The 13,512-nt window shown below is 71.3% G+C and carries 15 protein-coding genes; 4 read left to right on the top strand and 11 right to left on the bottom strand.

The genetic code is table 11. The annotated features are described in order from the left end of the window. Nucleotides 1-48: 48 nt before the first annotated feature. Together M1105_RS13235 and pcaD are read left to right on the top strand one after the other, a co-directional pair. Complete coding sequence (locus tag M1105_RS13235; RefSeq protein ID WP_249580849.1) at nucleotides 49-561, top strand: Lrp/AsnC family transcriptional regulator; 513 nt, start codon at nucleotides 49-51, stop codon at nucleotides 559-561. Nucleotides 562-620: 59 nt separating this feature from the next. Then, nucleotides 621-1,406 carry a 3-oxoadipate enol-lactonase gene (gene pcaD, locus M1105_RS13230; protein WP_249580848.1) on the top strand — a complete coding sequence of 262 codons (786 nt, stop codon included), beginning with the start codon at nucleotides 621-623 and terminating at the stop codon, nucleotides 1,404-1,406. 86 nt (nucleotides 1,407-1,492) lie between these two features. Here the strand turns inward: pcaD and ureG are convergent, their stop codons facing one another. The 9 genes from ureG to M1105_RS13185 form a co-directional block, all read right to left on the bottom strand. Next, the gene (gene ureG, locus M1105_RS13225) at nucleotides 1,493-2,122 is read right to left on the bottom strand and encodes an urease accessory protein UreG (RefSeq protein WP_249580847.1); all 630 of its coding nucleotides are present in this window, start codon (nucleotides 2,120-2,122) and stop codon (nucleotides 1,493-1,495) included. Next, nucleotides 2,119-2,751, bottom strand: coding sequence for an urease accessory protein UreF (locus tag M1105_RS13220; protein ID WP_249581028.1), 633 nt, complete (start codon nucleotides 2,749-2,751; stop codon nucleotides 2,119-2,121). The genes ureG and M1105_RS13220 overlap by 4 nt, the downstream gene beginning before the upstream one ends. After that, on the bottom strand, nucleotides 2,744-3,268 hold the full coding sequence (locus M1105_RS13215) for an urease accessory protein UreE (protein ID WP_249580846.1): 525 nt from the start codon (nucleotides 3,266-3,268) through the stop codon (nucleotides 2,744-2,746). Before M1105_RS13215 ends, M1105_RS13220 begins: the two co-directional genes overlap by 8 nt. Then, nucleotides 3,268-4,977 carry an urease subunit alpha gene (gene ureC / locus M1105_RS13210; RefSeq protein ID WP_249580845.1) on the bottom strand — a complete coding sequence of 570 codons (1,710 nt, stop codon included), beginning with the start codon at nucleotides 4,975-4,977 and terminating at the stop codon, nucleotides 3,268-3,270. Before ureC ends, M1105_RS13215 begins: the two co-directional genes overlap by 1 nt. 126 nt (nucleotides 4,978-5,103) lie before the next feature. Further along, a complete protein-coding gene (locus M1105_RS13205; RefSeq protein ID WP_249580844.1) occupies nucleotides 5,104-5,598 on the bottom strand; it encodes a GFA family protein in 495 nt (164 codons plus the stop codon). A 34-nt stretch (nucleotides 5,599-5,632) separates the two neighbouring features. Further along, nucleotides 5,633-5,938, bottom strand: a complete 306-nt coding sequence (locus M1105_RS13200; RefSeq protein ID WP_249580843.1) for an urease subunit beta — start codon at nucleotides 5,936-5,938, stop codon at nucleotides 5,633-5,635. After that, complete coding sequence (locus M1105_RS13195; protein ID WP_249580842.1) at nucleotides 5,935-6,093, bottom strand: hypothetical protein; 159 nt, start codon at nucleotides 6,091-6,093, stop codon at nucleotides 5,935-5,937. Before M1105_RS13195 ends, M1105_RS13200 begins: the two co-directional genes overlap by 4 nt. Before the next feature lie 14 nt (nucleotides 6,094-6,107). Beyond that, entirely contained in the window at nucleotides 6,108-6,410 is a 303-nt protein-coding gene (locus M1105_RS13190; RefSeq protein WP_249580841.1) for an urease subunit gamma, read from the bottom strand. Nucleotides 6,411-6,423: 13 nt separating this feature from the next. After that, nucleotides 6,424-7,293 carry an urease accessory protein UreD gene (locus M1105_RS13185; RefSeq protein ID WP_249580840.1) on the bottom strand — a complete coding sequence of 290 codons (870 nt, stop codon included), beginning with the start codon at nucleotides 7,291-7,293 and terminating at the stop codon, nucleotides 6,424-6,426. Nucleotides 7,294-7,434: 141 nt separating this feature from the next. Here M1105_RS13185 and galE point away from each other — a divergent pair, with 141 nt between their 5' ends. Both galE and M1105_RS13175 read left to right on the top strand, forming a co-directional pair. Further along, complete coding sequence (galE, locus tag M1105_RS13180) at nucleotides 7,435-8,445, top strand: UDP-glucose 4-epimerase GalE (RefSeq protein ID WP_249580839.1); 1,011 nt, start codon at nucleotides 7,435-7,437, stop codon at nucleotides 8,443-8,445. 286 nt (nucleotides 8,446-8,731) lie between these two features. Further along, nucleotides 8,732-10,120 (top strand): putative bifunctional diguanylate cyclase/phosphodiesterase, encoded by a 1,389-nt coding sequence (locus M1105_RS13175; RefSeq protein ID WP_249581027.1) that lies wholly within the window; start codon nucleotides 8,732-8,734, stop codon nucleotides 10,118-10,120. 169 nt (nucleotides 10,121-10,289) lie between these two features. Here M1105_RS13175 and M1105_RS13170 read toward each other — a convergent pair whose 3' ends face one another. Next, nucleotides 10,290-10,763: a DUF411 domain-containing protein gene (locus M1105_RS13170; RefSeq protein ID WP_249580838.1), complete on the bottom strand. Its 474-nt coding sequence runs from the start codon at nucleotides 10,761-10,763 to the stop codon at nucleotides 10,290-10,292. 22 nt (nucleotides 10,764-10,785) lie between these two features. Further along, nucleotides 10,786-13,245, bottom strand: coding sequence for a heavy metal translocating P-type ATPase (locus M1105_RS13165; protein ID WP_249580837.1), 2,460 nt, complete (start codon nucleotides 13,243-13,245; stop codon nucleotides 10,786-10,788). Nucleotides 13,246-13,512 lie beyond the last annotated feature (267 nt).

Genomic DNA, 13,512 nt, shown 5'->3' with positions numbered 1-13,512 from the left:
CCCCGGACGTTCCGTCCGATTATGCGAAGCGAAAGGGAGATTCGACCAATGATTCGCCAAAACCCGGCCACTCCGGTAGCCGAGGCGCCAGCCAGCGGTGAAATCGACCCGATTGACCGGCGTATCCTGACGGAGCTTGCGGCCAACGGCCGACTGACCGTCACCGAACTGGCCGAGCGGGTCGGGATCTCCAAGACCCCCTGCCACAACCGGATGCGCCGGCTCGAGGCTCAGGGCGTCATCCTGGGCTATCGCGCGGTGATCGATCCCGAGCGGCTGGGCCTCGGGCATGTCGCCTTCGTCGAGGTCAAGCTCAACGACACCAAGGCGGCTGCGCTCGATGCCTTCAACGCGGCCGCCCGGCGGATGCCCGAGATCGAGGAATGCCACATGATCGCGGGCGGCTTCGACTACCTGCTGAAGGTCCGCACCGCGTCGATCGCCGCCTATCGCCGGGTGCTGGGCGAGAAGATCTCGGGCCTTCCGCATGTCGCGCACACCTCGACCTACGTGGCGATGGAGGTGGTGAAGGACCCCGGCGCCACTGCGCCGGTGCGCTGAGCGGGCTTTTCACGGGGCGCGCGATCTGCTCGGATGGCGCGCGACCAGGGAGGATGACGATGCGCGCACTGACGGCGAACGGGGTTCTGATCCACTTCCGCGACGAGGGGCCCCGGGAGGTGCCGGCGCTGGTGTTCTCGAACTCGCTGGGAACGGACCTCAGGGCTTGGGAGCCGCTCATGCCCCACCTGCCCGCGGGCTGGCGCGTCATCCGCTACGACAAGCGCGGCCACGGGCTTTCCGCCTGCCCGCCGCGGCCATGGAGCATGGGCGATCACGTTGCCGACCTTGCCTCGCTGCTCGACCGGCTGGGCGTCAATGCCGCGGTCGTCTGCGGCCTGTCGGTCGGCGGGCTGATCGCGCAGGGGCTGGCGGCGGAACGCCCCGACCTCGTGCGCGCACTGATCCTGTGCGACACCGCCGCGAAGATCGGGACCGACGACATCTGGAACGGCCGCATCGCCGCGGTCGAGGCGGGGGGAATGGAGGCCGTGGCCGACGCCACCATGACCCGCTGGTTCACGAAGAAATCGCTCCGCGACGACCCCGAACGCATCGCGCTGTGGCACAACATGGTGACCCGCACGCCGGCAGAGGGCTATCTCGGGACGATGGAGGCGATCCGCGATTGCGACCTGCGCGAGAGCACGCCGCGCCTCAAGCTGCCTTGCATGGGCGTGGGCGGCATCGAGGACGACGCAACCCCGCCCGACCTGGTGCGCGAGACGGTCGAGATGATCCCGGGCGGGCGCTTCCACCTGCTGCGCGGCGCGGGCCACATCCCGCAGGCCGAACAGCCCGAGGAGCTGGGGCGGCTGATCACGGATTTCCTCGCGGCGCTGTAGGTCGGCGGCGTCGCGGCGCAAGCGCCGCGACCGAGTCCCTGCGCTTGCCGCGCGCAAGACACGCGCGGCAAGCCGTTCGGGGGGCCTCAGGTCGCCCCAACGGCGCCAAGCCCTCCCATCCGCTCGATGAACGATGCGATCTCGGCCACGCCCTCGCCAGCCCTGAGCCGCGTGAACAGCAAGGGGCGCGCGCCGCGCATCCGCGCCGCATCGCGCTCCATCACCTCGAGCGAGGCGCCTACATGGGGGGCGAGGTCGGTCTTGTTGATGACCAGCAGGTCGGACCGGGTGATGCCGGGCCCGCCTTTTCTCGGGATCTCCTCGCCCGCCGCGACGTCGATCACGTAGATCGTGAGGTCGGCAAGCTCGGGGCTGAAGGTGGCGGCGAGGTTGTCGCCGCCCGACTCGATCAGCACGAGGTCGAGATCGGGGTGGCGCGCCCGCAGGTCCGCCACCGCCGCGAGGTTGATCGAGGCATCCTCGCGGATCGCGGTGTGCGGGCAGCCGCCGGTCTCGACGCCCACGATCCGGTCGAGCGGCAGCGCCTGCGAGCGCATCAGGAACTCGGCATCCTCGCGCGTGTAGATGTCGTTGGTGATGGCGGCGAGCGAGTAGCGGTCGCGCAGATGCTTGCACAGCCGGTCGGTCAGCGTCGTCTTGCCGGCGCCGACCGGGCCGCCGATGCCGACGCGCAGGGGGCCGTGGGGGGAGGTCATGAGCGAAAAAGCCTCACAGCTTGGGTTTCATGGCGCATGGCGGCGATGTCGCCGAGGATCAAGGCCGAGCCGATGTCGTCGAGCGGCGCCGCGACCGCCTCGGCCGCGACCGCGCGAACGAGCGGCCCAAGGCGCGCGACGATCCCCTGCCCCGCGGTCTGCCCGAGCGGGATCAGCCGCACGCCGGCCGAGACAAGATTGGCAGCGAAGGCGTGGAGATAGAGCGCCGCCGTGTCGCCGAGCGGCAGGCCATGCGCCGACGCGGCCCGACCCACCGCAACAGGATAGGGCGCGGGCGCCATCGGCGGGCCCCAGGCGGCGGCTGTTGTTGCGGCGAAGGCCGCGCCCTGCGCCTCGGTCTCCATCAGCCGCTCGGCCGAGGGGGCAAGCGCGCGGGCGAGGTCGGCCAGATCCTCGTCACCCGGCGCCCGGAAGGCGTGCACGAGCAGGATCGCGTCCGTCCGCCCCGCCCCGTGCTCGAGCGTGTCGGCAACCCAGCCCTCCAGGGTCGCTGCATCGCGGATCGCGCCGTCGGCAATCGCGGTCTCGAACCCGTGCGAATAGCTGAAGGCGCCGACCGGGTAGGACGGGCTGAGCCAGGCCGCGAGCGTCAGCAGCGCGTCACTCATGGTCGTGGCCGTGGTCATGCCCATGCCCGTGCCGGTGCGGGATATGCGCGTTCGGGTCGGCATGGGGGTCGTGAGCATGGCTGTGGCCATGGGTTCGGCCATGACCATAGGCGCCGCCCTCGGGGTGGAACGGCTCGGTCACCGGCCGGACCGTGGCGCCGAGGCGGGTCAGCATGTCCTCGATCACGTGGTCGTGGCGGATCAGCAACCTGTCCGTGCCGACCGCAACGGGCAGGTGGCGATTGCCGAGATGCCAGCAGAGCCGCAGCAGGTGGTGCGGGTCGGTGCCGCGAACCTCGCACAGCACCTCGGGTGCGGCGCGGATCAGGACGTGGCGGCCGTCCTCCAGCACCAGCGCCCCGCCATCCGGAAGCTCGGTCGCCTCGGGCAGGTCGAGCAGGACCTCCTCGCCCTGATCGGTGGTCAGGAGGCCGCGGCGGCGGTAGCGCTCGTCATGCGAGAGCGTCACGCTTGCGGTCGGCGCGACGGCGGCGGGGGTGAGGCGGGTCGCGCGCATCAGAACAGGAAATACCGCTGCGCCATCGGCAGGCTGGCCGCCGGCTCGCAGGTCAACAACTCGCCGTTCGCGCGGACCTCGTAGGTTTCCGGGTGGACCTCGATCTCGGGCGTTGCGTCGTTGAGGGTCATGTCGGCCTTGCCGATGCTTCGCGTACCCCTGACCGCCAGCGTCTCTTTGGCGAGGCCGAGGCGCGCGCCCACCCCCTCGGCCAGCGCGGCCTCGCTGACGAAGGTGACGGACGACGCCTCGCGCGAGCGGCCATAGGCCCCGAACATCGGCCGCGTAAAGACCGGCTGCGGCGTCGGGATCGAGGCGTTGGGGTCGCCCATCTGGGCGCAGGCGATGGTGCCGCCGACCAGCACCATCTCGGGCTTCACGCCGAAGAAGGCGGGCGACCACAGCACCAGATCGGCGCGCTTGCCGACCTCGACTGAGCCGATCTCGTGCGCGATGCCGTGCGCGATGGCGGGGTTGATGGTGTATTTCGCGACGTAGCGACGGGCGCGGAGATTGTCGTTTCCGCCCGCCTCGTCCGCAAGCCGCCCGCGCTGAACCTTCATCTTGTGCGCGGTCTGCCAGGTGCGGATGATGACCTCGCCCACCCGCCCCATCGCCTGGCTGTCCGAGGCGATGATCGAGAAGGCGCCCATGTCGTGCAGGATGTCCTCGGCGGCGATGGTCTCGCGCCGGATGCGGCTCTCGGCGAAGGCCACGTCCTCGGGGATCGACTTCGACAAGTGATGGCAGACCATCAGCATGTCGAGGTGCTCGTCCACGGTATTGACCGTGAAGGGGCGCGTAGGGTTCGTCGAGGACGGGATCACGTTCGGCAGGCCGCAGACCCGGATGATGTCGGGCGCGTGCCCGCCGCCCGCACCTTCGGTGTGGAATGCGTGGATGGTGCGGCCCTTGAGCGCCCGCATCGTGGTCTCGACGAAGCCCGATTCGTTGAGCGTGTCGGTGTGGATCATCACCTGAACATCGAGCGCATCGGCGACCGACAGGCAGCAGTCGATGGCGGCGGGCGTGGTGCCCCAGTCCTCGTGCAGTTTCAGCGCGCAGGCGCCGGCCCTCACCTGCTCCTCGATCGCCCCGGGCAGCGAGGCATTGCCCTTCCCCGCGAAGGCGAGGTTGATGGGGAAGGCGTCGGCCGCCATCAGCATCCGCCCGATATGCCACGGCCCCGGCGTGCAGGTGGTGGCGAGCGTGCCATGCGCAGGGCCGGTGCCGCCGCCCAGCATGGTGGTGATGCCAGAATGAAGCGCATCCTCGATCTGCTGGGGGCAGATGAAATGGATGTGGCTGTCGAAGCCACCCGCGGTGAGGATGCGGCCCTCGCCGGCGATGATCTCGGTGCCGGGGCCGATGACGATGGTCACGCCCGGCTGAGTATCGGGGTTGCCGGCCTTGCCGATGGCGGCGATGCGCCCGTCCCTGAGCCCCACATCGGCCTTGTAGATGCCCGTGTGGTCGAGGATCAGCGCGTTGGTGATGACGGTGTCGACCGCGCCCTCGGCCCGCGTGACCTGGCTCTGGCCCATGCCGTCGCGGATGACCTTGCCGCCACCGAACTTGACCTCCTCGCCATAGGTGGTCAGGTCGCGCTCGACCTCGATGACCAACTCGGTGTCGGCAAGGCGCACCCGGTCGCCGGTGGTGGGGCCGAACATGGCGGCGTAGGACTGGCGGGAGATCGGGGTGGGCATGGGCTCAGTCCTCTCCTGACATCGAGGCGGTGCGGCGCGACGGTTCACCACGCGTGAAATCTGTTTTAACCATATGATTTATATCGTTTTTCGACATGGCATTCACAACGCTCCCCGTGCTCGCGGTCACTCGATCCATAGCCCGCGCGTGCGGTGCCAGTCCTCGATCGACTGTGCGGGGTAGAGGTCGAAGCAGAGGTCGTCTGGGCCGACCTGTGGCTCGACCCAGGGCGCCCTGAAGGCGATCATCAGATGGACGCGCGACGGCGGCACGGGGAGGTCGGTGTCGATGGCCGAGGCAAAGGGGTGGACGAGGTCCGGCCAGTTCGGATCCCAGACCCACAGCGCGGTGGCGCATAGCGTGCAGAAATGGCGCTCGCCCTCGCTCACCTCGCAACGGCCCGCCTCGTCGCGGATCTCGGCGCGATAGATGGCGGTCGCCTCGCTCCCCTCGACCTTCAGCGTCGCGGCAACGCCCATGATGTTGATGGCATAGCCGCCGCCCCCCGCGGTCTTGCGGCAGATGGTGCAGTAGCAGCGTTGATAGGGCTGCGGCGTGTGGCTCGCGACCGAGAACCGCACGGCGCCGCAGCGGCAGGAGCCCTGGAGGGTCAGGGGCATGGAACCACTCGCCTCGTGCAGGTGCTCGCGCGGATCACAGCACCCCCATCACCGCCTGGTTGAACCCATACACCCGGCGCGCGCCGGCATAGGGCACCAGCCGCACCTCGCGTTCTTGCCCCGGCTCGAAGCGCACCGCGGTTCCCGCGGCGATGTCCAACCGCATCCCCCGCGCCGCCTCGCGGTCGAAGGCGAGCGCCGCGTTCGTCTCGGCGAAGTGGTAGTGCGAGCCCACCTGCACCGGGCGGTCGCCGGTGTTGGCGACGGTGAGGGTGATCGCCTCGCGGCCGTCGTTCAGGACGATATCGCCCTCGGCGGGGAAGATCTGGCCGGGGATCACTTGCGCAGGCTCCGCGCAGCCCACAGCGCGCCAGCGATCAGGACGGCTGCGATCAGCAGGCCCTCGAGGCCGTGGGGGTGGACGTGGCCCGCCGCGCCGCCATCGGCGAGGGCGGCCGATGGGACAAGGGCGAGGACGGCTGCGAGACGCTTCATGGCGTGCCTTTCGGTCAGCGGATCGGATGATGGACGGTGACGAGCTTGGTGCCGTCGGGAAAGGTGGCCTCGACCTGCACCTCGGGGATCATCTCGGCCACGCCCTCCATCACCTGCGCGCGGGTGACGACATGGGCGCCGGCCGACATCAGCTCCGCCACGGCGCGGCCGTCGCGCGCCCCCTCGACCACGAAGTCGGTGATCAGCGCGATGGCCTCGGGGTGGTTGAGCCGGACGCCGCGGGCGAGGCGGCGGCGGGCCACCTCGGCGGCCATCGAGACCAGGAGCTTGTCCTTCTCGCGGGGGGTCAGCATCATCGCGGGTGCCTCCTCACATCGTCCAGACGCGCGGCAGCGGGTGCGCGCGAAACCCGGTCAGGAAATGACTCAGCGCGGACCGTAGGCGCGCGCCATCGGGCGCGGCAAGCCTGATCGACAATGTCCCGCGCAAAAAGGAGGCAGCTGCACGATCTTTGGGCAGAAGAGCGCGAGCGATGCCGAGTTTCTGCTCAGCATCGGGCCCCGCATAGAGGATCGTGGCGAAGGCGCGCATCCCGTCCAGCACCGCGGGCCGTGCGGCGATCCTGGCCACGGGACCGTCGAGGCGCGTGGCCTCGGCGCGGATCAGTCGGCCCTCGCGGCGGATCTCCCACCGGTCCGTGAAGCGCGCCTGCGCGACCGTCTCGCCCATCGCCGCGCGCCCGAGCACGACGGGCTCGACCACGAGGAGCCGGGCGTCGACGGCCATCTCGACGGTCAGGCGGCGATCGAGCGCCGCGCCGTCGAACAGGATCGTCTCCTGCGCCAGCCAGTCGAGCCATGCACCGGGGCCGAGCGTCAGGCGGGTCTCGACCCGCCCGGTTTCGCCCGGCTGGGCGCGGTAGGCGCGCTCGGCGGTCTGGGTGGCGAGGACCAGCCCTGCCCCCGATCCGGCATGCGCCTGCCATGCGAAGCGGTCGCCGCCGGTGATGCCGCCGGCGGTGTTGATGAGCACCGCGGTCGCCGCAGGCTCGCCGGCAGGCAGGAGGCAGCGCGCCGACCCCTGCTGGTAGAGATCGGCAAGCCGCGCGGCGGCCCCGGCGACCTCGCCCGCGCGCACGCCCACGCGGACGGCGCCCAGCGCCCGCGGCTGCCGGGGGTGGCCCGCGAGGGGTGCGCCGGCACCCGCGGCGCGGGGCGGAAGGGCGGCGGCGGTCGGCATCGGCGTCTCCTTGCGGCCTGTGAACGCGCGAAGCGATGCAAGCGCCGTGCCGCGACGCCGCGCCCTCGCCTGCCGGTTGATGGCGAAGGCGGCGCGGGCTAATCAATTCAGAGTGCGTGCGGCGTGTCGCGGGGGTCGGGGATGGCGGTTCTGGTAACGGGTGGCGCGGGCTACATCGGCAGCCACATGGTGCTGGCGCTGCGCGATCGCGGCGAGGCGGTCGTGGTGCTGGACAACCTTGCCACCGGGCGGCGCGAGGCGGTGCCGGAAGATGTGCCGCTGGTCGTGGGCTCGGTCGCCGACCGGGGGCTCGTGGACGCGGTAATCGCGCGCCACGGCGTGCGCGAGATCGCGCATTTCGCGGGCTCGATCGTCGTGCCCGACTCGGTGGCCGACCCGCTAGCCTACTACGCCAACAACACGCTGGCGTCGCATGCGTTGATCTCGGCGGCGGTGGCGTCGGGGATCGGTGGGTTCATCTTCTCGTCGACCGCCGCCGTCTATGGCGCGGGCGAGGGCAAGCCGATCCGCGAGGACGCCCCGACCCGGCCCGAGAGCCCCTACGGCTGGTCGAAGCTGATGACCGAAGTGATGCTGCGCGATGCGGACGCGGCCTATGGCCTGCCGCATGTGTGCCTGCGCTATTTCAACGTCGCGGGCGCCGACCCCGCTGGGCGCGCGGGACAGGCGACGCCGCGGGCCACGCACCTGATCAAGGTGGCCTGCGAGGCGGCAACCGGCCAGCGCGAGGGGATCGCAATTTTCGGCACCGATTATCCCACGCCGGACGGAACCTGCCTGCGCGACTACATCCACGTGAGCGACCTGATCGCCGCGCATCTCGCGGCGCTGGACCACCTGCGGGCCGGGGGCGCGAGCCTCACGCTCAACTGCGGCTACGGGCGCGGCCATTCGGTCCGCGAGGTGGTCGAAGCCGTGGGGCGCGCCGCCGGGCGGCCGATTGCGGTCACCGAGGGGCCGCGGCGGCCGGGCGACGTGGCTGTGGTGGTGGCCGATGCGGAGCGGATCCGCGAGGAGCTGGGCTGGCGGCCGGCGCATGACGACCTCGACCGGATCGTGCACGACGCGCTGGCCTGGGAGCGCCGGATGCAGGCGACCACGTTCACCGATGCGAAAGGTCTGCCGCGCTAGGCAGGTCGCGGGCGCCCCAGCCCGGACGACCTCGCGGAGGACCCGATGCCGCCGAGACCGGCGCACTCAGCATCCTGGCATGCCGGCGGGCTGCGCGGCGCGGCGGCAGGCTGCCTCGCGGGGCTCGGCCTTGGCGCGGCGTCGATGACCGGGCCACTGGCGGCGGGAGGCGCCGGGGGCTGGGCGGTGGCGCTGGGGCTCGCGGCGCTGATGCTGGGCCTCGGGCTCGGGCTGGCCGCGCAGGCGGCCACCGCCGCGCTCGCCCCCCGACGCCCTGCCCGCCGTGATGCTGCCGGCCCCGCTGGGCGGACGCATCGACGCGGCCGGCTATCTGGGCGAGGCGGCGCTCTACGACCCGGTGACCGGGCTGCCGACACGGCGCAAGCTGGCGGAGCACGTGGCGGGGCTGCGGCGGCGGTCCGAGACGGCGGCGCAGCCGCTCGCGCTGCTGCATCTCGATCTCGACGGCTTCCGCACGGTGAACGAGACCTATGGGCGCGACGTGGCAGACCGCTTCCTCGGCCATGTCGCCGAGACGCTGCGCGGGGCCTGCGGCGCTGGCGACATGGCGGTGCGCAGCGGCGCCGACGACTTCATGCTGCTGATCATCGGTCGCTCGGACGTCGAGGAAGTGCTCGAGCTGGCGCAGTCCGTGCAGGCGCTGATCGCCGCGCGCACGGCGATCGAGGGGCATGTTCTGCGGGTCACCGCCTCGGTCGGCGTGGCCGTCGAGGCGCCTGAGGCGCCGGTGACCGAACTGATGACCAAGGCCGAGCGCGCGCTGGGCGAGGCGAGCCGTCTGGGTCGGGGCCGGCTCTCGCTCTACACGACCGACCTCGGCGACCGGCTGCGGCGGCGGCGCGAGACCGCCGAGGAATTGCGCCAGGCGCTGGCGCGCGACCAGATCGAGCCCTTCTTCCAGCCGCAGATCGACGCAGCGACGGGTGAGATCACCGGCTTCGAGGCGCTGGTGCGCTGGCGCCACCCCGAGCGCGGCGTGCTGGCGCCGTGGCAGTTCCTCGAGATCGCGGCAGAGGCGGGACTCGGCGCGCAGATCGGCGCGGTGATGCGCGCGAAATCCTTCCGCCAGCTTGCGCGGTGGAAGGCGCGAGCGCTTGGCGTGCCGCGGATCGGGCTGAACTTCACCGCCGCCGAGCTGCGGGTCGAGGGCTTTGTCGACACGTTGCAGTTCGACGCCGACCGCGCCGGGATCGCGCCGGGGGAGGTCTCGGTCGAGCTGCTGGAATCGGCGATGATCGAAAGCCAGGACGACCCCGTAATCGGGGTGCTCGCGCAGCTTTCGGCTGCGGGGTTCCGGGTCGAGCTCGACGATTTCGGAACCGGGCATGCTTCCATCTCAAACCTGCACCGCATCCATGTCGACGGGATCAAAATCGACCGGAGCTTCGTGATGAAGCTGCACGAGCGGCCCGAGCAGCAGAAGCTGACCGGGGCGATGCTGAGCCTCGCGGCGGCGCTGGGCATCGATTCGATCGCCGAGGGGGTCGAGACTGGCGCCGAGCGCGAACTGCTCACCGCGATGGGCTGCGGCAAGCTGCAGGGCTACGCTATCGGCCGCCCGATGGCCGGCGAGGAGGCAACGCTCTGGATCGAGCATCACATCGCCCGGGCCGCGGACCCGGCCGCGCCGCAGGCGCCGAGGCTTCGGGCCTGAGCCCCGGCGCGCTGGGCCGCCCGGCCATCGCCTCGTCAAGACCGCGTTGCACGCGGCATGGCAAGGGCGCGGGGCATTCGGGCATGTCGCGGCCCCCGCCCCCGGCGGCCAGCCTGTGGGGCCCCGCCCTGCCGCCGCGCGACCGCTGACGGGGCCTCGGCCGAGGACCTCAGTCGGCCCCGTGGCTCGCGAAGTGCTCGGTGGTGCCGTCGCGACGCAGCAGGAGGACGTCATAGCGCTCGGCCGCGCCACCCATCTCCATGCCTGGCGAGCCGAGCGGCATGCCGGGCGCGCTGAGGCCGATCGCCTCGGGCTGCTCGGCCAGCAGGCGGCGGACGTCCTCGGCCGGGACATGGCCCTCAATCACATAGCCCTCGACCGTCGCGGTGTGGCACGAGGCGGTCTCGGGCGTGATCCCGAGGCGCGCCTTCGCGGCGGCGAGCGCGTCGTCGGGCGTGTCTGTGACCGCCACGTCGAAGCCCTCGGCCTGCATGTGGCTCGCCCAGCCCTCGCAGCAGCCGCAGGTCGGCGACTTCATCACCTCGACGCGCTGCGCCGCTGCAATGCCGGGAAGCGCGCCGAGCGCGAGGATGAGGGCAAGCGCCGCGGCGGACCCCTGCGGATGTGAGACACGGAAGTTCATTGGCATTTCAATCAATCCTTCGTCAGAGCCGGATGCGGCCGAGCCGCAGGGCGTTCGTGATGACCGAGACCGAGGAGAGGCTCATCGCCGCCGCCGCGACCATCGGCGAGACCAGGAAACCGAAGACCGGATACAGCACGCCCGCGGCCACCGGCACGCCGGCGGCGTTGTAGACCAGCGCGAAGAACAGATTCTGCCGGATGTTGCGCATCGTCGCCTGCGCGAGCCTGCGGGCGCGGACGATCCCGTTGAGATCGCCCTTGACCAGCGTGAGCCCCGCGCTCTCGATCGCGACATCGGCGCCAGTGCCCATGGCGATGCCGACATCGGCCTGCGCGAGCGCGGGCGCGTCGTTCACGCCGTCGCCCGCCATTGCGACCTTGCGCCCCTCTGCTTGAAGCTCGCGGATGATGCGGGCCTTGTCGGCGGGCAGCACCTCGGCGCGGATCTCGTCGATGCCGAGCCGCCCGGCCACGGCGCGCGCGGTGCGCTCGTTGTCGCCGGTCGCCATGATGATCCTAAGCCCCAGCGCGTGCAGCGCCTCGAGCGCCTCGGGCGTCGTCTGCTTGACCGGATCGGCCACGCTGACGAGTCCTGCGACGCGGCCGTCGAGAACGACGAACATCACCGTCTCGCCCTCGTCGCGCCGCGCGTCGGCCTGCGCCCCCGCCTCGCCCGGCTCGATGCCGAGATCGTCCAGCAGCGCGGCATTGCCCAGCGCGACCGCGCGGCCATCGACCCGGCCGGTGACGCCCTTGCCGGTCACCGCCTCGAAATCCTCGGCCCGGCCGAGCGTGACGCCGCGCGCCTCGGCGCCCGCGACGATCGCCTCGGCCAGCGGGTGCTCGGAACCCCGCTCGAGGCTCGCGGCGAGGCGCAGCACCTCGTCCTCGTCATGGCCCCCTGCGGGCAGCACGGCGGTCAGCGAGGGCTTGCCCTGCGTCAGCGTGCCGGTCTTGTCCACGATCAGCGTGTCGACGGCGGCGAAGCGTTCCAGCGCCTCGGCGTTCTTGATCAGGACGCCCGCCTGCGCGCCGCGCCCCGTGGCGGTCATGATCGACATCGGCGTGGCCAGCCCCAACGCGCAGGGGCAGGCGATGATCAGCACGGCGACCGCCGCGACCAGCGCATAGGCATAGGCGGGCGGCGGCCCGAAGGCGGCCCAGCCGATGAAGGCGAGCACCGCCACCGCGATCACTGCAGGCACGAACTTGCCCGCCACCGCGTCCGCCACCTTCTGGATCGGCGCGCGCGAGCGCTGGGCGCTTGCCACCATCTCGACGATCTGGGCGAGCATGGTGTCCTTGCCCACGCGCCGCGCTTCCATGACCAGCGAGCCGGTGCCGTTGATCGTGGCGCCGGTCACGGCATCGCCCGCGACCTTCTCGACCGGCACGGGCTCGCCCGTGAGCATCGACTCGTCGACCGAGGATCGGCCCTCGACCACCTCGCCGTCGACGGGCACCTTCTCGCCCGGACGCACGCGGATCCGGTCGCCGACCTTGACCTCGGCGAGGGGGATCTCCTCCTCGCGGCCGTCCTCGCGGATCACGCGGGCGGTCTTGGCGGCGAGGTCCATCATCGCGCGGATCGCGGCACCGGTGCGCTCGCGCGCGCGCAATTCGAGGATCTGGCCCAGCAGGACCAGCACGACGATCACCGCGCCGGCTTCGAAATAGACGCCGACATGGCCCTCGGCGTCGCGGAATCCTGCGGGGAAGATGCCGGGCGCGAGCACGGCAACGAGGCTGAAGGCCCATGCGGCCGCGACGCCGAGTGCGATCAGGCTGAACATGTTCAGGTTCCAGGTGCGAAACGACCGCGCGCCGCGCAGCAGGAACGGCCAGCCCGACCAGAGGATCACCGGCGTCGCGAGGACGAGTTCGAGCCACTGCGCGAGCCGTGCCCCCAGCAGATCGCGGACCGGCAGGCCCAGCATCGGCCCCATGGCCAGCACGAGCACCGGCAGCGTAAGCACGGCGCCAACCGCGAAGCGGCGGCGGAAATCGACGAGTTCGGGATTGGGCCCCTCATCGCCCGCGGGCACGCCCATGGGTTCGAGCGCCATGCCGCAGATCGGGCAGTCGCCGGGGCCAACCTGTTCGATCTCGGGGTGCATCGGGCAGGTGTAGACGGTGCCCTCGGGCATCGGCTCCGGCGCCGGGCGGTCGCCGAGATAGTCGTCGGGCGCGGCCTCGAACTTCTCGACGCAGCGGGCCGAGCAGAAATAGAACCGCTCGCCCGCGTGCTTGGCCATGTGGCGGGCCGAGGCGCGATCGACATTCATGCCGCAGACCGGGTCGGTCGCGGTCACATAGTCCCCGGGCGCGGCGGCGAAGCGCTCCTTGCAGCGGGGGTTGCAGAAATGGAAGACCCGCCCATCGTGCTCATGCGCGGGCTTGCCGGCGTCGGGATCCACGGTCATGCCGCAGACGGGGTCGCGGATGACGGCCGGTTCGTCGGTCGAGGCGAGGATGTTCATGCTGTCCTGCGTGGCGTGGGTGTGACGTGGACCGATGCGCCGTCGAGGCCGCCGGTCGCCTGGGCATGCAGATAATCCTTCCAGCAGCTGGAGGGTCAAGAGGCGCGCGTACGACCGCGGCGGCACGCCACCAAGGCGCCGCAACGAGAGGCAACTCAACCTTCAGTGATCTTGGAGGTTGACCGCCTGCCGGCATGCAGTCCTATGTATTCTCGGGGAACGGCGTTGGCATGCGGCGCGGCATTGGATCCGCGAAGCCGCACCGGA

It is taken from the genome of Thermohalobaculum sediminis, assembly GCF_023487995.1.
Lineage (GTDB): Bacteria > Pseudomonadota > Alphaproteobacteria > Rhodobacterales > Rhodobacteraceae > Thermohalobaculum > Thermohalobaculum sediminis.
This window is presented reverse-complemented; position numbering and strand designations above follow the sequence as displayed.